This is a genomic window from Streptacidiphilus anmyonensis (assembly GCF_000787855.1).
In the GTDB taxonomy this organism is placed as follows: Bacteria; Actinomycetota; Actinomycetes; order Streptomycetales; family Streptomycetaceae; genus Streptacidiphilus; species Streptacidiphilus anmyonensis.
The window spans coordinates 1-19420 of record NZ_BBPQ01000020.1 but is presented as its reverse complement, the minus strand read 5'-3'; the positions used below and the strand labels follow the sequence as shown (position 1 = coordinate 19420).

Here is a 19420-nt window from a genome sequence, read left to right as displayed (position 1 = left end):
AGTGGATCAGGACCAGGACAAGCTCCTCGACTATCTGAAGCGCGTGACGGCGGATCTGCACCAGACCCGCCAGCGGCTGCGTGACGCCGAGTCGGGCGACTCCGAGCCGATCGCCCTGGTCTCGATGAGCTGCCGGTTCGCCGGCGGGGTGAACTCGCCCGAGGACCTGTGGCAGTTGGTGGCGGAGGGCCGCGACGCGATCGGCGACTTCCCGTCCGACCGCGGCTGGGACGTGGCCTCGCTCTTCGACGACGACCCCGACCAGCAGGGCACCAGCTACACCAGAAGCGGCGGCTTCCTCTACGACGCCACGGAGTTCGACGCCGCGTTCTTCGGCATCAGCCCCCGTGAGACGCTCGGCATGGACCCGCAGCAGCGGCTGCTTCTGGAGGCGTCCTGGCAGGTGCTGGAGCGGGCGGGCATCGATCCGACCTCGCTCAAGGGCAGCCGGACCGGCGTCTTCGCCGGGACCAACGGCCAGGACTACGGCGACCTGCTGTACCAGGTGCCCGAGGGCGTCGAGGGCTACACGCTCACCGGCAACGCGGCGAGCGTCCTGTCCGGCCGCCTCTCCTACACCTTCGGCCTGGAGGGCCCGGCCGTCACCGTCGACACCGCCTGCTCCTCCTCGTTGGTCGCCCTGCACCTCGCGGTGCAGGCGCTGCGCCAGAAGGAGTGCTCGCTGGCGCTCGCCGGCGGCGTCACGGTGATGTCCAGCCCGCGGGCCTTCATCCAGTTCAGCCGCCAGCGCGGACTCGCCCCCGACGGCCGCTGCAAGTCCTTCGCGGCGGCGGCCGACGGCACCGGCTGGGGCGAGGGCGTCGGCATGCTGCTGCTGGAGCGGCTCAGTGACGCCCAGCGCAACGGCCACCCGGTGCTCGCGGTGATCCGCGGCTCGGCGGTCAACCAGGACGGCGCCAGCAACGGGCTCACCGCGCCCAACGGCCCGTCGCAGCAGCGGGTCATCCGGCAGGCCCTGGCCGGGGCCGGACTGACGCCGAGCCAGGTCGACGTCGTCGAGGCCCACGGCACGGGCACGGTGCTCGGGGACCCGATCGAGGCGCAGGCTCTCCTTGCCACCTACGGCCTGGAGCGCCCCGAGGACCGGCCGCTGTGGCTGGGTTCGGTCAAGTCGAACCTCGGTCACACCCAGGCGGCGGCCGGTGTCGCGGGCGTCATCAAGATGGTGCTCGCGATGCAGCACGGCGTCCTGCCGAAGACCCTGCACGTGGACGAGCCCTCGCCGCACGTCGACTGGTCCTCGGGCGGGGTCGCCCTGCTGGACGAGGCCCGGCCGTGGCCGGAGACCGGCGAGCCGCGCCGCGCGGGCGTGTCCTCCTTCGGCGTCAGCGGCACCAACGCCCACACCATCATCGAGCAGGCGCCCGAGCCCGAGGCCGGGCAGCCTGCCGCCGAGGACGTGCCGGTGGCCGCCCCCGCGCTGCTGCCGTACCTGGTCTCGGGGCGGACCGCCGAGGCCCTGAGCGCCCAGGCCGCACGACTCCGCGCCCACCTGGACGCCGTTCCCGACCTCGCCCCCGCCGACCTCGCCCACTCGCTGGCCACCACCCGCGCCGCCCTGGACCACCGCGCGGCGGTTCTGGCCGCCGACCGCGCCGAACTGCTGGCGGGCCTGGACGCGCTCACCGCCGGCGACAGCGCGCCGCACCTGGTGCGGGACGTCGCGGCGGCCGAGGGCCGCACCGCGTTCCTGTTCACCGGCCAGGGCAGCCAGCGCGCCGGGATGGGTGCGGAGACGTACGCGGCGTTCCCGGTGTTCGCCGAGGCGTTCGACGCGGTCTGTGAGGAGCTGGACGAGCATCTGGACCGCCCGCTGAAGGACGTGGTCCTCGGCGTCGTCGGCGCCGAGGACGGCCTGCTCGACGAGACCCGCTACACGCAGCCGGCGCTCTTCGCCATCGAGGTGGCGCTGTTCCGGCTGGTGGAGTCGTGGGGCCTTGCGCCTGACTTCCTGGCCGGGCACTCCATCGGCGAACTGGCCGCCGCCCACGTCGCGGGCGTGCTCTCGCTCGCCGACGCCTGCGCGCTGGTCGCGGCGCGCGGCCGGTTGATGCAGGCGCTGCCCGCCGGTGGCGCGATGGTGTCCGTGCAGGCGTCGGAGCAGGAGGTGCTGCCGCTGCTGGCCGCCCGTGCGGCCACGGTGGGCGTCGCCGCCGTCAACGGTCCGGCCGCCGTGGTGGTCTCCGGCGCCGAGGACGACGTCCTGGAGGTCGCACGGCACTTCGAGGAGCTCGGTCGCAAGACCAAGCGCCTGACCGTGAGCCACGCCTTCCACTCGCCGCTGATGGACGCCATGCTGGCGGACTTCCGCCGGATCGCCGAGGGCCTGGACTACCAGCCGCCGCGCATCCCGATCGTCTCCACCGTGACCGGCGCCTCGCTGACCGCCGAGGAGGTCTGCTCGCCCGAGTACTGGGTGCGCCACGTCCGCGAGGCCGTCCGCTTCCTCGACGCCGTCCGCAGGCTCGACGCCAACGGCGTCACCACCTACCTGGAGCTCGGCCCCGACGGCGTCCTGACCGCCATGGCCCAGCACTGCCTGGGTGACGACGCCGATGCCGTCGCCCTGGTGCCCACCCTGCGCGCCGGCCGTCCCGAGACCCGGACCCTGCTGACCGCGCTCGCCCAGGCACACGCCCACGGGGCCACGCCCGACTGGCGTGCCGTGTCCGCGAGCTGGGGCGGGACGCGGGTGGACCTGCCCACCTACGCCTTCCAGCGCCGCCGTCACTGGCCCGAGCCTCCGACCGGGTGGCTCGGCGACGTCGCGTCCGTCGGTCTGGGCGCGGCCGACCATCCGCTGCTCGGCGCGGCGGTCGCGCTCGCCGACGCCGACGGCGTGCTCTTCACCGGTCTGCTGTCGCTGCAGACCCACCCCTGGCTCGCCGACCACGCCGTGATGGGCGCCGTCCTGCTGCCCGGGACCGCCTTCGTCGAGCTCGCGATCCGCGCCGGCGACCACGTGGGCTGCCACCAGCTCGCCGAACTGACCCTGGAAGCGCCGCTGGTCCTGCCCGAGCGCGGGGCCGTCCAGCTCCAGCTCGCGGTGGGGGAGGCGGACGCCAGCGGCAGCCGCAGCTTCACCCTGCACTCCCGTCCGGAGCCCGAGGACGCCGTCGGCGGCGCGGCGCTGACCACCGAGCACGCGTGGACCAGGCACGCCACCGGCATCCTCGCGCCCGCGGCCGCTGAACTCCGGGCCGAGCCGCTCGGCCTGGACAGCTGGCCCCCCGCCGACGCCACCCCGGTCGAGACCGAGGGACTGTACCCGTACCTGGCCGAGGCCGGTTTCGGCTACGGCCCGGTCTTCCAGGGCCTGCGCGCCGCCTGGCAGTCGGGCGACGAGATCTTCGCGGACGTCCGGCTGCCCGAGCAGGCCAAGGCCGACGCCCGCCTCTTCGGCCTGCACCCCGCGCTGCTCGACGCCGCCCTGCACGGCGTCGGCATGGGCACCCTGCTGAGCCCCAGCGAGTCCGGCCGGCTCCCGTTCGCCTGGAGCGGCGTCACCCTGCACGCCTCCGGCGCGGACAGCCTGCGGGTGCGGCTCTCCCCGGCGGGCGAGGACTGCGTCTCGGTCACCGTCGCCGACGGCACCGGCGCTCCCGTCGCGCGGGTCGAGTCGCTGCTGCTGCGGCCGGTCTCGGCTGCCCAGGTGCAGGCCGCGCGCGGCAGCCACCACGAGTCGCTGTTCGCCGTGGAGTGGCAGCCCGCCGCGCTCGGCGCCGCCGACACCACGGGGTGGGCGCTGCTCGGCGCGGAGCCCCTCGGCCTCGACCTGCCCGGCCACGCCGACCTGTCCGCGCTGGACAGCGCCGTCGCGTCCGGCGCGGCGCTGCCCGACACGGTGCTGACGGCCCTGCGGGCCGAGCCCGGCGAGCTGCCGCAGGCCGCGCACGCGACGGCCCGCCGCGCCCTCGCCCTGGTCCAGGAGTGGCTGGCCGCCGACCGGTTCGCCGACGCCCGCCTGGTGCTGGTCACCCGCGGCGCGCTGGCCGTCGCGCCCGGCGAGGACGTCGCCGATCTGGCCGCCGCCACGGTCTGGGGTCTGGTCCGCTCGGCCCAGATGGAGAACCCTGGCCGGCTGGTCCTGCTCGACCTCGAGGCCGACCTCGACGCCGATGACGCCGACGACGCCTCGCTGCGGGCGCTGCCCGCCGCGCTGGCCACCGAGGAGCCGCAGCTCGCGCTGCGCGCGGGCACCGCCCGGGTGCCCCGCCTGGCCCGGGTCACCGCCGCCGTGGCCGACGCCCCGCAGGGCCTCGACGTGGACGCCGACCGCACCGTGCTGGTCACCGGCGCGACCGGCACCCTGGGCGCGCTGGTCGCCCGTCACCTGGTCGCCGAGCACGGCGTGCGACGTCTGCTGCTGGTCTCCCGTCGCGGCGCGGACGCCGCCGGCGCGACCGAGCTCGTCGCCGAGCTGACCGCGGCGGGCGCCGAGGTGACGCTGGCGGCCTGCGACGTCGCGGACCGCGACGCGCTGGCCGCGCTGCTCGGCTCGCTGGAGCACCCGCTCGGCGCCGTGGTGCACACCGCGGGCGTCCTGGACGACGGCATCGTCTCCGCGCTCACCCCCGAGCGGCTGACGCCGGTGCTGCGCCCGAAGGTCGACGCGGCCTGGCACCTGCACGAACTGACGAAGGACCAGAACCTCTCCGCCTTCGTGCTCTTCTCCGCGGCCGCCGCCACGCTCGGCGGTCCCGGTCAGGCCAACTACGCCGCCGCCAACGCCTTCCTGGACGCGCTCGCGCAGCACCGCCAGGCGTCCGGGCTGCCCGCCACCGCGCTGGCCTGGGGCCTGTGGGCCGAACGCAGCGGCATGACCGGCACGTTGGAGGAGGCCGATCTCCAGCGGATGGCCCGCGGCGGGGTCGCCGCGCTCTCCAGCGAGGAGGGCCTGTCGCTGCTGGACGCCGCCACCGCGCTGGGCGGCGCGACCTACGTCCCGATCCGCCTGGACCTGGCCGGGCTGCGGGCCCAGGCCGCGAGCCCCGCGCTGCCCGCGCTGCTGCGTGGCCTGGTCCGGGCCCCGGCCCGGCGAGCCGCCCAGGCCGAGCAGGCCGGCGACTCGTTCGCCCGGCAGCTGGCCGCACTGTCCGAGGCCGAGCAGCGCAAGGCGCTGCTGACCCTGGTCACCGGCCAGGTCGCCGCCGTGCTCGGGCACGCCGACGCCCACGCCGTCGAGGCCCACCTCGCCTTCAAGGAGCTCGGCTTCGACTCGCTGACCGCCGTCGAGCTGCGCAACCGCCTGAACGCGGCCACCGGTCTGCGGTTGCCCGCCACCCTGGTCTTCGACTACCCGAACCCGGCCGCCCTGGCCGAGCAGTTGGGCACCGGGCTCCGCGGCTCCGCGCCGCAGGCCGACGCCACCCGGGCCGGCCTCCCCGCCAGCGGGGGAGCCTCCGACGAGGCGATCGCCATCATCGGGATGGCCTGCCGCTACCCCGGCGGGGTGACCACGCCGGAGGAGCTGTGGCAGCTGGTCACCGACGGCCGCGACGGCATCTCCGGCTTCCCCGCCGACCGAGGCTGGCTGGTGGACGCGCTGCACAGCGCCGACAGCGAGCGGGCGAGCGCCGCGCTCCAGGGCGGCTTCCTGCACGACGCCAGCGCCTTCGACCCGACCTTCTTCGGCATCAACCCGCGCGAGGCGCTGGCGATGGACCCGCAGCAGCGGCTGCTGCTGGAGGCGTCCTGGGAGGCGTTCGAGCGGGCCGGCATCGACCCGGCCTCGGTCAAGGGCAGCAGGACCGGCGTCTTCGCGGGCGTGATGTACCACGACTACGTCACCCGTCTGCCCGCCGTCCCCGAGGAGGTCGCGGGCTACCTCGGCACCGGCGGAGCGGGCAGCGTCGCCTCGGGCCGGGTCTCCTACACCTTCGGCCTGGAGGGACCGGCGGTCACCGTGGACACCGCCTGCTCCTCCTCGCTGGTCGCGCTGCACCTGGCCGCCCAGGCGCTGCGCAGCGGTGAGTGCACGCTCGCGCTGGCCGGTGGTGTGACCGTGATGGCCACGCCCGACACCTTCGTCGACTTCGCCCGCCAGGGCGGTCTGTCGTCCAGCGGCCGCTGCAAGTCCTTCTCCGCCGACGCGGACGGGACCAGCTGGGCCGAGGGCGTCGGCATGCTGCTGGTCGAGCGCCTCTCCGACGCCCGCCGCAACGGTCATCCGGTGCTGGCGATCGTGCGCGGCACGGCCGTCAACCAGGACGGCGCCAGCAACGGCCTGACCGCCCCCAACGGCCCGTCGCAGCAACGGGTGATCCGCGCCGCGCTGGCCAACGCCGGCCTGACGGCGGACCAGGTCGACGCCGTGGAGGCGCACGGCACCGGCACCTCGCTGGGCGACCCGATCGAGGCGCAGGCCCTGCTCGCCACCTACGGCGAGGAGCACACCGACGAGCGGCCGCTCTGGCTCGGCTCGATCAAGTCGAACCTCGGTCACACGCAGGCCGCCGCAGGCGCCGCCGGGATCATCAAGATGGTCATGGCGATGCGTCACGGCGTGCTGCCGCAGACCCTGCATGTGGACGAGCCCACGCCGCACGTCGACTGGTCGGCCGGAGCGGTGGAGCTGCTGACCGAGGCGCGTGCGTGGCCGGAGACGGGCCGGCCGCGTCGCGCGGGTGTCTCGTCCTTCGGCGTCAGCGGCACCAACGCGCACGCCATCATCGAGCAGGCCCCCGAGCCCGCCGTCCAGGCAGAACCGGTCGCCCCGGCGGCGCTGCCCTGGGTGCTCTCCGCTAGGACCCGCGAGGCGCTGCGCGGCCAGGCGGCCAAGCTGCACGAGCGGTTGACCGCCGATCCCGAGGCGCATCCGGTCGACGTCGCCTTCTCGCTGGCCGTCACGCGCGGCGCACTCGAGCAGCGCGCCGCCGTGGTCGGCGCCGAGCGCGAGGAGCTGCTGCGCGGCCTGGCGGCGCTGGCCGCCGGGGAGACGTCCGGCAACCTGGTCGAGGGTGCGGCCGGCAGCACGCCGCGCACCGCGTTCCTGTTCGCGGGGCAGGGCAGCCAGCGGGTCGGCATGGGCGCCGGACTGTACGGCGCGTTCCCGGTGTTCGCCGCCGCCTACGACGCGGTCCGCGCGGAGCTGGACCGGCACCTGGAGACGCCGCTCGCTGAGGCGGACGAACTGATCGACCGGACCGGGTACACCCAGCCGGCGCTGTTCGCGCTGGAGGTGGCGCTCTTCCGCCTGGTCGAGTCCTGGGGCGTCCGCCCGGACTTCCTGGCCGGGCACTCCATCGGCGAGCTGGCCGCCGCGCACGTCGCGGGCGTCCTCTCGCTCGCCGACGCGGCCCGACTGGTCGCCGCGCGCGGCCGCCTCATGCAGGCGCTGCCCGCCGGTGGCGCGATGGTCGCCGTCCAGGCCGCCGAGGACGAGGTGCTGCCGCTGCTCACCGACGAGGTGGGGATCGCGGCCGTCAACGGGCCCACGTCCGTGGTGCTGTCGGGCACCGAAGGGGCTGTCGCGGATGTCGCCGGGCAGCTGGCGGCGCAGGGTCGCAAGACCAAGCGGCTGACGGTCAGTCACGCGTTCCACTCGCCGCTGATGGAGCCGATGCTCGACGAGTTCCGCGCGGTGGCGGAGCAGATGACCTACCACGCCCCGCAGCTCCCGATCGTCTCCACTCTGGACCGGTCCGCCGACCTGACCTCGCCCGAGTACTGGGTGCGGCACGTCCGCGAGGCTGTCCGCTTCGCCGACGCCGTCCAGGCCCTGGAGGGCGAAGGCGTCCGCACCTACCTGGAGTTGGGCCCGGACGGCACCCTCGCCGCGCTCGCCCAGGAGTGCGTGACCGAGGACGCGGTCTTCACGCCCGTGCTGCGTCGCGACCGCGACGAGGCGCGGACGTTCACCACCGCGCTCGCCCAGCTGCACGTGCGCGGCGTCGCGCTGGACTGGCCGGCGGTCTTCGCCGGCACCGAGGCGCGCCGGGTGGACCTGCCGACCTACGCCTTCCAGCGCGAGCGGTACTGGCTGGAGGCCCCGGCGCTGTGGGCGGCCGACGTCGCGTCGGCGGGCCTGGTGACCCCGGAGCACCCGCTGCTCGGGGCCGCCGCCCCGCTGGCCGAGTCGGACGGCTTCCTGTTCACCGGGCGGCTCGCCCTGGACACCCACCCCTGGCTGGCCGACCACGCGGTCTCCGGGACGGTCCTGCTGCCGGGCACGGCCTTCGTCGAGCTCGCGGTCCGCGCGGGCGACCAGGCGGGCTGCGACCGCCTGGAGGAGCTGACCCTGATGGCCCCCCTGGTGCTGCCCCCGAGCGGCGCGCTCCAGGTCCAGCTCTGGCTCGGCCCCGCCGACGAGTCGGGCCGCCGGGCGCTCTCCGTGCACTCCCGTCCCGAGGACGCGGCGGCCGACGAGCCGTGGACCAAGCACGCCGACGGCGCGCTGGGCACGGGCCCGGCCGGTGATCCGGCCGGCGCCGCCGACCTGACCGTGTGGCCCCCCGCCGAGGCCGTGCCGCTGGAGACCACCGGCTTCTACGAGCGCCTGGCGGTCGGCGGGTTCGCCTACGGGCCCGCCTTCCAGGGCCTGACCGCCGCCTGGCAGCGCGGCGAGGAGATCTTCGCCGAGGTCCGGCTGCCCGAGGGCACCGAGCCGGACGGGAGCCTGTTCGGGCTGCACCCCGCGCTGCTCGACGCCGCGCTGCACGGCACCTTCCTCCAGGGGAGCGGCGCCGAGGGCGGCCGACTGCCGTTCGCCTGGAGCGGCGTCACCCTGCACGCCGCTGGTGCGTCCGCCCTGCGGGTGCGGATCAGCCCCCAGGGCACGGACGCGGTCGCCCTGGCGGTCGCCGACGCCACCGGCGCGCCGGTGGCCACCGTGGAGTCGCTGGTGCTGCGCCCGGTCGCCGCCGACCAGTTGCGCGGTGCCGCCCGGGGCGCGCACCACGAGTCGCTGTTCCGGGTGGAGTGGACGGCGCTGCCGACGGCGTCCGAGGGCGTGGAGCGCGGTCGTTGGGCTGCGCTCGGTGGTGCGCTGGAGGGTCCCGCCGTCGAGGGCTTCGCCGATCTGGGGGGGTTGGCGGCGGCCGAGGTCGTGCCGGATGTGGTGTTCGCGTCCTGCGGTTCGGCGGCGGGTGAGCTGTCGGCGGGCGCGGTGCGGGAGGTCTCCCACCGGGCCCTGGGGCTGGTGCAGGGCTGGCTGGCCGAGGAGCGCTTCGCTGACGCGCGGCTGGTGGTGGTGACGCGTGGCGCGGTCGCGCCGCTGTCGGGTGAGGCGTTGGCCGATCCGGCGGGTGCGGCGGTGTGGGGTCTGGTGCGTTCCGCGCAGGCGGAGAACCCGGACCGGTTCGTGCTGCTCGACCTGGACGCGGCCGACTCCCCGGCGGACCTGGATGGCGTGCTGGCGGCGGCGCTGGCCGGTGGCGAGCCGGAACTGGCGATCCGCCAGGGTGCCTGCTCCGTGCCCCGACTGGCCCGGATCGCCGTGGACGAGGCGCTGACCCCGCCGCAGGACTCCGCCGCCTGGCGACTGGGCATCCCCGTCAAGGGCGCCCTGGACAACCTGGCCCTGGTGGAGCACCCGCCGGCGCTCGCGCCGCTGGAGCCCGGCAGTGTGCGGATCGGGGTGCGGGCCGCCGGCCTGAACTTCCGCGACGTGCTGAACGCGCTGGGCATGTACCCGGGCAACGCCGGTCTGCTGGGCCTGGAAGGCGCCGGCGTGGTGCTGGAGCTCGGCCCTGGCGTCACCGACCTGGAGGTCGGGGACCGGGTGTTCGGCATGCTCTCGGGCGGCTTCGGCCCGGTCGCCGTGGTCGACCGCCGGATGATCGCCCGGATGCCCGACAGCTGGACCTTCGCCGAGGCCGCGTCCGTGCCCGTGGTCTACCTGACGGCCTACTACGCGCTGGTCGACCTCGCCGGGCTGAAGTCCGGCGAGTCGGTCCTGATCCACGCCGCCGCCGGCGGGGTGGGCATGGCCGCCGTCCAGTTGGCCCGCCACCTGGGCGCCGAGGTCTACGGAACGGCCAGCGCGGGCAAGTGGGACGCGCTGCGCTCGCTGGGTCTCGACGAGGCGCACATCGCCTCCTCGCGCGACCTGGAGTTCGAGGACCGCTTCCGGGCCGCCAGCGGCGGCCGGGGCGTGGACGTGGTCCTGGATTCCCTCGCCCGGGAGTTCGTGGACGCCTCGCTGCGGCTGCTGCCGCGCGGCGGCCGGTTCGTCGAGATGGGCAAGACGGACGTCCGTGACCCCGAGCAGGTCGCGGCCGACCACCCGGGCGTGCACTACCAGGGCTTCGACCTGATCGAGGCCGGCCCCGAGCGGACCGGCGAGATGCTCGCCGCCGTCCTCGCCCTGTTCGACCAGGGAGCCCTGGCCCACCTGCCGATCGCCACCTGGGACGTCCACCGGGCGCCGGAGGCGTTCCGCTTCGTCTCGCAGGCCAAGCACACCGGCAAGGTCGTCCTCACCGTCCCGGCCCCGCTGGACCCGGACGGCACGGTCCTCGTCACCGGCGCCACCGGCACCCTCGGGTCCCTCGTGGCCCGGCGGATGGTGACCGAGCACGGCGCCCGGCACCTGCTGCTCACCAGCCGGCGCGGCGCCGACGCCCCTGGCGCCGCCGAACTCGCGGCCGAGCTGGAGGGGTTGGGAGCCTCGGTGCAGCTCGCGGCCTGCGACGTGGCCGACCGCGAGGCGCTGGCCAAGCTGCTGACCGGGCTGCCCCGCCCGCTCACCGCCGTCGTCCACACCGCCGGCGTGATCGACGACGGCGTGGTCTCCTCGCTCACCGGGGAGCGGCTGGACACCGTGCTGCGTCCCAAGGTGGACGCCGCGCTCAACCTGCACGAGCTGACCGCCGGGCTGGACCTGTCGGCGTTCGTGCTCTTCTCCTCCGTCGCCGGCACCTTCTCCAGCGCCGGGCAGGGCAACTACGCGGCGGCCAACGCCTTCCTGGACGCGCTGGCCACCCGTCGCGGCCGACTCGGCCTGCCCGCGCTCTCGCTGGCCTGGGGCCTGTGGGCCGAGAGCAGCGGGATGACCGGCAACCTGGCGCAGGCGGATCTGGAGCGGATGTCGCGCGGCGGCATCACGCCGCTGTCCTCCGCCCAGGGCCTGGAACTGCTCGACACCGCGGCCGGGCTGGGCCGCGCCACCGTCGCCCCGATGGGCCTGGACGTCGCCGGGCTGCGGGCCCACGCCGACCCGGCCGCCGTCCCGCCGCTGCTGCGCGGCCTGGTGCGGGCCCCCGCACGCCGCGCCGCCCGCGCCGCCGTCGGGGTCGTCGAGGGGCCGACGTTGGAGCAGCGGCTGGCCGGTCTCGACCAGGAGGAGCGCCGCAAGCTCCTGCTGGAACTGGTCTGCACGCAGGTCGCGGCGGTCCTCGGGCACGCCGGGCCGGAGTCCGTGGAGGCCGAACGGGCCTTCAAGGAACTCGGGTTCGACTCGCTGACCGGCATCGAGCTGCGGAACCGGATGAACGCGGTCTCCGGCCTGCGCCTGTCCGCGACGCTGGTCTTCGACCACCCGACGCCGGCCGCGCTCGCCGAGCTGCTGCTGGCCGAGATCGTCCCGGCCCCGTCCGCCTCCGCCCAGCCGCTGCTGGCCGAACTCGACCGGCTGGAAGCTGCGTTCGGGGCGGGCCCGGACCTGGACGCCGAGGTGCGCGGCACCCTGGCAGCCCGGCTTCAGGCGCTGCTGGGCACGCTCGCCGTCGCCCCGGCGTCGGCCGGCGGCGCGGTGGGAACCGGCGGCGCGGTGCCGACCGAGCAGCTCAAGGCGGCCTCCGACGACGAGCTCTTCGCCTTCATCAACGACCAGCTCGGCCGGTCCCACGGGTCCCAGGAGTCCCAGGGGGACGGCAACTGACCGCCTGAGCACGAAGCCGATGCGGCCCGGGCTCGGACGCCGAGCGCGTCCGGGCCCGGGCCGCCTCCTGTTCCGCCGGATGCCGTCGCTGCGGCATCCGCTTTCCGACCGTCAGAAAAGACCACGAGCACCGGTGACAACCGAACACGAAGACGAACGTCCTTCCCTCCCGCCGCGGGTGGGAGCCGCGCCCGGTCCCGGGCGTTACGGCCGGGACATGACGGCCATGGAGTGGGCCTTCCTGGGCCTGCGCCCGGCGCTGTGCCTGGTCCAGCACGTGGTGGAGGGCGCGGGCGAACTCGCGCCCGGCGAGCTGGCCGAGGCGATGGCGATCGCCGCCGAGACGTCCCCGGGCATGCGCCTGGTCCGCGAGGGCCGCCGGTGGGTGGACAGCGGCGTCGCGCCCGAGCTGCACGTCCTTCCGCCCGGCGCCTTCGACCGCGGGCGTCTCGACAGCCCCGCGCTGCACCGGGGACTGGACGGCGCCGGCGCCACCTGCGAGGCGGTGCTGGTCCCCGGAACGCCGACCACGCCGACCACGCTGGTCTTCCGCGCCTTCCACGGCGTCACCGACGCCCGCGGCCTGCTGCTGTGGATGGGCGACGTCTTCCGGGTCCTGCGCGGGGAGCCGCCGCTGGGCCACGACTCGCCACTGAACCACCACGACCTGGCCCGGAGCGTCGCCGCGTCCGCCACCGGGCTGCGGACTGCGCCCGCCGCACCACTCGAATGGCCCGCCCTGGCCGGCAGCCCGGCGCAGCAGACCTCGCGTCTGCTCTGGCGCCGCCGCTCGGTCGACGGCCGCCACCCGGCGTCGGTGGCCAAGGTCGCCGCCGCGCTCGCCGCGAGCACCGAGACCGGCGACGGTCGCTTCTTCGTCCCCGTCGACCTGCGCCGCCACGCCCCCGAGCTGCGCTCCACCGCCATGCTGGTCCACGCGCTGCGGGTGGACGTCGCGGCCGGGGAGGACTGGCAGGAGGTGCAGCGGCGGCTGCTCGGCTCGCTCGCCGAGCGTGAGGAGTTAACCCTGCCGTTCGCCTCCTGGCTGCTCAGGATGCCGGTGCCGGCGATGAGGGCCGTCAACGCCGGGATCGACCGGGCCGCCCGGCGCCGGGGCCGCTACCAGGCCGGCGCCTACCTCTCGCAGCTCGGCGGCGTCGACCACGACGAGCTGTCCACCGACCGCTTCCGGACCACCGCCGTCTACTCGCTCGGCGGAGTCAGCCCCGGCGGCCCGCCGGAGATCGACCTGCTGGAGAGCCCCGGCCGTACCGAGATCACCGTCGCCTGGCACGACGCGCCGGGGCTGGCCGAGCGCGCCGAGGCGCTGCTGGAGACCGCGGCCGAGGCGCTCTCCCCGGCGGCGAACCGCCGGTGGGCCGGCAACCGCACCGACCGCCCGCTGCCGTCCGAGCGCTCGGTGGTCGAGCTCTTCCGCGAGCAGGTCGACCGGACCCCGGACCGCGTCGCGCTGAGCGGCCCGGAGGGCAAGGTGACCTACGCGGAGCTCAGCCGCCGGGCGGACGCCGTCGCCACCGAACTGCGCCGCCAGGGCGTCGGACCGGGCACGGTGGTCGGCCTGCTGGCGGACCGCACGGTGGCGGCGATGGCCGGGCTCTGGGGCGTGCTGCGGGTGGGCGCCGCCTACCTGCCGCTGGACACCCGCCACCCCGACGCGCGGATCGCCGACCTGCTCACCGACTCCGGCAGCACCTTCTGCCTGACGCAACGCCCCTACGACGAGCGCGCCTGCGTCCCGCCCGGCTGCCGCCCGCTGATCCTGGACGACCTGGCCCTGGACGGCGTCCCGCCGGGGGAGTTCCAGGACGCCGTGATCGATCCGGCGGACCTCTGCTACGTCATCTACACCTCCGGATCGACCGGCCGGCCCAAGGGCGTGCAGATCGAGCACCGCGCCCTGCTCAACTACGTGCACTGGGGCACCCGCGCGTTCGGGGTGGACGCCGACACCCGCCTGCCGCTGGTCACCTCGCTCTCCTTCGACGTCACAGGCACCTCGGTCTTCCTGCCGCTGCTGGCGGGCGGCGAGGTGGTGCTGATGCGCGCGGAGCCCAACCACCTCTCGCTGCGCGAGCTGCTGGTGGACTCGGGCGCCACCATGCTGAACCTGACCCCCTCCCACCTGGACCTGATCGGCCGCCTCGACCTCGCGCCCAGCGGCTACCGCGCGGTGATCGTGATCGGCGAGCAGCTGCGGGTGGAGGTCGCCGCCCGGGCGCAGCAGATGTTCGGCCCCGGCTGCCGGATCATCAACGAGTACGGGCCGACCGAGGCGACGATCGGCTGCACCGCGCACACCTTCGACCCGGTGCGGGACGCCCGCGGCGCGGTCGTGCCGATCGGCCTCCCGGCCGACAACACCACCGTCCACCTGCTGGACGAGGACCGGCGGTACGTCGCCCCGGGCGAGATCGGTGAGCTCCACCTGGGCGGCGCCCAGCTCGCCCGCGGCTACCTCGGGCGGCCCGACCTCAACCGGGAGCGTTTCGTCGAACTGGCCGACGGCACCCGGGTCTACCGGACCGGCGACCTGGTCCGCATCCTGCCCTCCGGCGAGCTGGAGTGCGTCGGGCGGATCGACGACCAGGTCAAGATCCGCGGCCACCGGGTGGAGCCCGCGGAGGTGGCCCAGGCCCTGGAGGAGCACCCGGCCGTGGACCGCGCGGTGGTGATCGCCCGGACCCGCCCGGGCAGCCAGGGCGGCCACGGCAAGAGCCTGTACGGCTACGTGCTGACGAACGCGCCGGTCACCGAGGACGAGCTGGCCGAGCACCTGGTGGGCCGCCTGCCCGCGTACATGCTGCCCGCGGCCGTCATGGCGCTCCCCGAACTGCCCTACACCGTGAGCGGTAAGGTCGACGCACGGGCGTTGCCCGACCCGTTCGCCGAGGCCGAGGCGGCCGACGCCCGCGACGCCCCCGACCGCGGAGTACCGGTGGACCCGGTGGAGGAGGCGGTGGCCGGCATCTGGGCCCGTACCCTCGGCGTGCCACGCTCGCGCCTCGACGGGACGGCCGACTTCCACCGCCTGGGCGGTGACTCGGTGGCACTGCTGGCCATGCTCGCCGGCGTCTGCGCCGAGGTACTGACGCCCGGCCAGGAGAAGGCGTTCATGGCGCACCTGGGCTCGATCCTGCGCGAGCCCACCCTCGGCCGGGTGGCCGAGCTCGCCCGCGCCGAACGGCGGGCCTGACCGCCCTCGCGGCGCCGTGCCCGCGCACTGCCCGCCGCCGCGCTGCCCGCCGCCTCACCGCAGGTCGGCGGGCAGCCCCGACTCCAGGGCCTAGGGGACGGATAGGGGTTGAGGGGCGGTCGGGCCGCCGCCCATCATCTCGGATAGCGAAATGCGTAGGCGACCTGGGAGAAGCTCCCGTCGCCCGAGGTCGCCGAGGACTCCGATCGGCGGCCCTGCATGCCGTCGGGGTCGTTGCTGCGAACTCCGGCCGGTGAGAACCGTCGAAGCCCGACGTGCGCCGACCGGATGCGCTGAAGAGGTGGGCAATTAGATGGCGAATGAAGAGACGCTGCGTGACTACCTCAAGTGGGTGACCGCCGATCTGGCGCAGACCCGCCAGCGCCTCCAGGAGGTGGAGGACACCGACCACGAGCCGATCGCGATCGTCGGCATGGCCTGCCGCCTGCCGGGCGACGTCGGCTCGCCGGAGGAGCTGTGGCAGCTGGTCAGCGAGGGGCGGGACGCCGTCGACGGGTTCCCCGTCAACCGCGGCTGGGACCTGGACAACCTCTACCACCCGGACCCCGACCACCCGGGCACCTCGTACGTCGACGTGGGCGGCTTCCTGCACCGGGCCACCGACTTCGACCCGGCGTTCTTCGGCATCTCGCCGCGCGAGGCGACGGCGATGGACCCGCAGCAGCGGCTGCTGCTGGAGACCTCCTGGGAGGCCTTCGAGCGCGCCGGCATCGACCCGACCACCCTGCGCGGCAGCCGGACCGGCGTGTTCGCCGGTGTCATCTACCACAACTACGCCGCCCGCCTGCACGCCGTGCCGGAGGGCGTCGAGGCGTTCCTGGGCACCGGCAGCTCGGCCAGCATCGCGTCCGGCCGGGTCGCCTACGCGCTCGGTCTGGAAGGCCCGGCGCTCACCATCGACACCGCCTGCTCCTCGTCGCTGGTCGCCCTCCACTTGGCCGTGCAGTCGCTGCGGCGCGGCGAGTCCACGCTGGCCCTGGCCGGCGGCGTGACCGTCATGTCCACCCCCGACGCCTTCGTCGACTTCAGCCGCCAGCGCGGCCTGGCCGCCGACGGGCGCTGCAAGGCGTTCTCCGCCGAGGCCGACGGCACCGGCTGGGGCGAGGGCGTCGGCATGCTGCTGCTGGAGCGGCTCAGCGACGCCCGGCGCAACAACCACCGGGTGCTGGCCGTCGTGCGCGGCACGGCCGTCAACCAGGACGGCGCCAGCAACGGCCTGACCGCCCCCAGCGGTCCCGCACAGCAGCGGGTGATCCGCCAGGCGCTGGAGAACGCCCGGCTGACGGCCCAGCAGGTCGACGTGGTCGAGGCGCACGGCACCGGTACCTCCCTCGGCGACCCGATCGAGGCCCAGGCGCTGCTGGCCACCTACGGCAAGGACCGCCCCGAGGACCACCCGCTGTGGCTGGGCTCGGTGAAGTCCAACATCGCCCACACCCAGGCGGCGGCCGGCGTGGCCGGTGTCATCAAGATGGTGATGGCGATGCGGCACGGGCTGCTGCCGCGCACCCTGCACGCCGACACGGCCTCACCGGTCGTCGACTGGAGCGCCGGCGCGGTCCGGCTGCTCTCCACCGAGCAGGACTGGCCCGAGCGCGAGGAGCCGCGCCGCGCCGGTGTCTCCTCCTTCGGCTTCAGCGGCACCAACGCGCACGCCATCATCGAGCAGGCCCCGGCCCCGGCTCCTGCTGTCCCGGCGGCGGAGTCCCAGGAGCCCGAGCAGGGCACTGACGCGCCGAGCACCGACACGCAGGGCGCTGACGCGCCGAGCACCGACACGCGGGTCGCCGGCACGCCGCGTACGCCGGTGGTGCCGTGGGTGCTGTCGGGCCGCACCGCCCAGGCGCTCACCGACCAGGCCGAGCGGCTGCTCGCGCGCCTGGACGCCGAGCCCGCGCCGACCGTCGCCGACGTCGCCTACTCGCTGGCCACCTCCCGCGCCGCCTTCGAGCACCGCGCCGTCCTGGTCGGCGCCGACCGCGCCGAACTGCGCGAGACACTCGCCGCGTTCACGCGCGGCGAGGCCGACGCGGCGCAGGGCGTCACCGGTTCGGCCGGCAAGGTGGCCTACCTGCTGGCCGGGCAGGGCAGCCAGCGTCTCGCCATGGGCGCCGAACTGTACGAGGCGTTCCCCGCGTTCGCCGAGGCCTACGACACGGTCTGCGCCGAGCTCGACCGCTACCTGGACCGTCCGCTCAAGGACGCCGTCGCCGACCCCGAGCTGATCCACCAGACCGGCTACACCCAGCCCGCGCTGTTCGCCCTCGAAGTGGCGCTGTTCCGGCTGACCGAGTCCTGGGGCGTCCGTCCGGACTTCCTGGCCGGGCACTCGATCGGTGAACTGGCCGCCGCCCACGTCTCCGGCGTGCTCTCCCTCGGTCACGCCGCCGCCCTGGTCGCGGCGCGCGGACGGCTGATGCAGCAACTGCCCGCCGGCGGCGCGATGACCGCCGTGCGGGCGAGTGAGGACGAGGTGCTGCCGCTGCTGGCCGGCCGTGCCGACGAGATCGGCATCGCCGCCGTCAACGGGCCCGCCTCCGTGGTGATCTCCGGCACCGAGCAGGCCGTCCAGGAGGTGGCCGAGCTGCTCGAGGCCCAGGGGCGCAGGACCAAGCGGCTGACGGTCAGTCACGCGTTCCACTCGCCGCTGATGGACGGCATGCTGGACACCTTCCGCGCGGTCGCCGAGCGGCTGACCTATGCCGCGCCGCGCATCCCGATCGTCTCCACCCTCACGGGTCGGCTCGCCACCGCCGAGGAGCTGTGCTCGCCGGACTACTGGGTCCGGCACGTCCGCGAGGCCGTCCGCTTCCAGGACGCGGTGCTGGCCCTGGAGACCGAGGGCGCGCGCACCTTCCTGGAGCTCGGTCCGGACGGCACCCTCACCGCCCTGGCCCAGGAGTGCGCGACCCGCGAGGCCGCCTTCACCCCCGTGCTGCGGCCCGGCCGCCCCGAGGCGCGGACCTTCACCGCCGCTCTCGGCCGGCTCTTCTCCCGCGGCGTCAAGCTCGACTGGCCCGCGGTCTTCGCCGGACTCGACGCCCACCGCGTCGACCTGCCCACCTACGCCTTCCAACACGAGGCCTACTGGATCGACCGGTCGGCCGCGCTGCCCGCCGACGCCCGCGCGATCGGCCTCGGCTCCGCCGACCACCCGCTGCTGGGCGCCGCTGTGGCACTGGCCGACAGCGACGGCTTCTTCTTCTCCGGCCGGCTCGCGCTTGCCACCCACCCCTGGCTGGCCGACCACGCGGTGGCCGGCTCGGTGCTGCTCCCCGGCACCGCCTTCGTCGAGCTGGCGATCCGCGCCGGCGACCACGTCGGCTGCGACCGGCTGGAGGAGCTGACCCTGGAAGCGCCCCTGGTGCTGCCGGAAGCGGGCGGTGTCCAGGTGCAGTTGTGGGTCGGCCAGGCCGACGCGTCGGGCCTGCGTCCGCTGACCGTCTACTCCCGCCCCGAGGACGGCGCCGACGACGAGCCGTGGACCCGGCATGCCGACGGTCTGCTCGGCACCACGGCCGCCGCGGCCCCCGAGGTCGGCTTCGACCCGGCCGTCTGGCCGCCCGCCGACGCCCGCCCGGTCGACCTGGCCGACTTCTATCCGGCCCTCACCGAGGCCCAGTTCGGCTACGGCCCGACCTTCCGGGGTCTGCGCGCGGCCTGGGTGCGCGGTCAGGAGGTCTTCGCCGAGGTCGCCCTTCCCGAGGAGAGCGCCGCTGACGCCGCCGGCTTCGGCCTGCACCCGGCGCTGCTCGACGCCGCCCTGCACGCCACCGCGCTGCAGAGCGCCGCGCTGCCCGGCGCCGGGACCGCCGAGAGCGGCCGGCCCGCCCAGGGCCGCCTGCCGTTCTCCTGGAGCGGGGTGACGCTGCACGCGGTGGGCGCCGCCGCCCTGCGGGTGCGGATCGCGCCCGCAGGCCCCGACGCGGTGACGCTGGCCGCCGTGGACGTCACCGGCACGCCGGTCTCCACGGTGGAGAGCCTGATGCTGCGGCCGCTCGCCCCCGAGCAGCTGACCGGCGGCGACACCCGTACCGCCGCGGTCGCCGACGCCCTCTTCGCCCAGGCCTGGACCGCGCTCACCCTGCCCGACGGCGCCGAGACCCCGACCGAGCGGCACACCGTGGCCGGCCCCGACCAGCTGGGCCTGGCCTCCGGACTGCTGGCCGCCGGCCACGGCGTCGACACCCCGCTCGACCTGGCCGCGCTGGCCGCCCGCCTGGACGCCGAGGACCACGCGCCCGGCATCCTCTACCTGCCGATCGGGGACGGTAGCGCTGCGGACTCCCCGCAGCAGGTGCGCGAGGCGGTGCACCGCGCGCTGGAGCTGCTTCAGTTCTGGC

The 19420-nt window shown here is 75.5% G+C and carries 3 protein-coding genes; all 3 read left to right on the top strand.

The window, feature by feature from the left end:
* The first annotated feature begins 1 nt into the window (after window position 1).
* A complete protein-coding gene (locus TR50_RS19220) occupies window positions 2-11842 on the top strand; it encodes a type I polyketide synthase (protein WP_042422613.1) in 11841 nt (3946 codons plus the stop codon).
* A 217-nt stretch (window positions 11843-12059) separates the two neighbouring features.
* Window positions 12060-15056 (top strand): amino acid adenylation domain-containing protein, encoded by a 2997-nt coding sequence (locus TR50_RS19215; protein ID WP_042422611.1) that lies wholly within the window; start codon window positions 12060-12062, stop codon window positions 15054-15056.
* Window positions 15057-15369: 313 nt separating this feature from the next.
* The coding region (locus TR50_RS19210; RefSeq protein ID WP_042422608.1) for a type I polyketide synthase at window positions 15370-19420 on the top strand (4051 nt) is incomplete at its 3' end.

Excerpts from the sequence above, each read along its gene's own strand:
- TR50_RS19215 (WP_042422611.1), top strand. The coding sequence starts at position 12,060 with ATGACGGCCATGGAGTGGGCCTTCCTGGGCCTGCGCCCGGCGCTGTGC.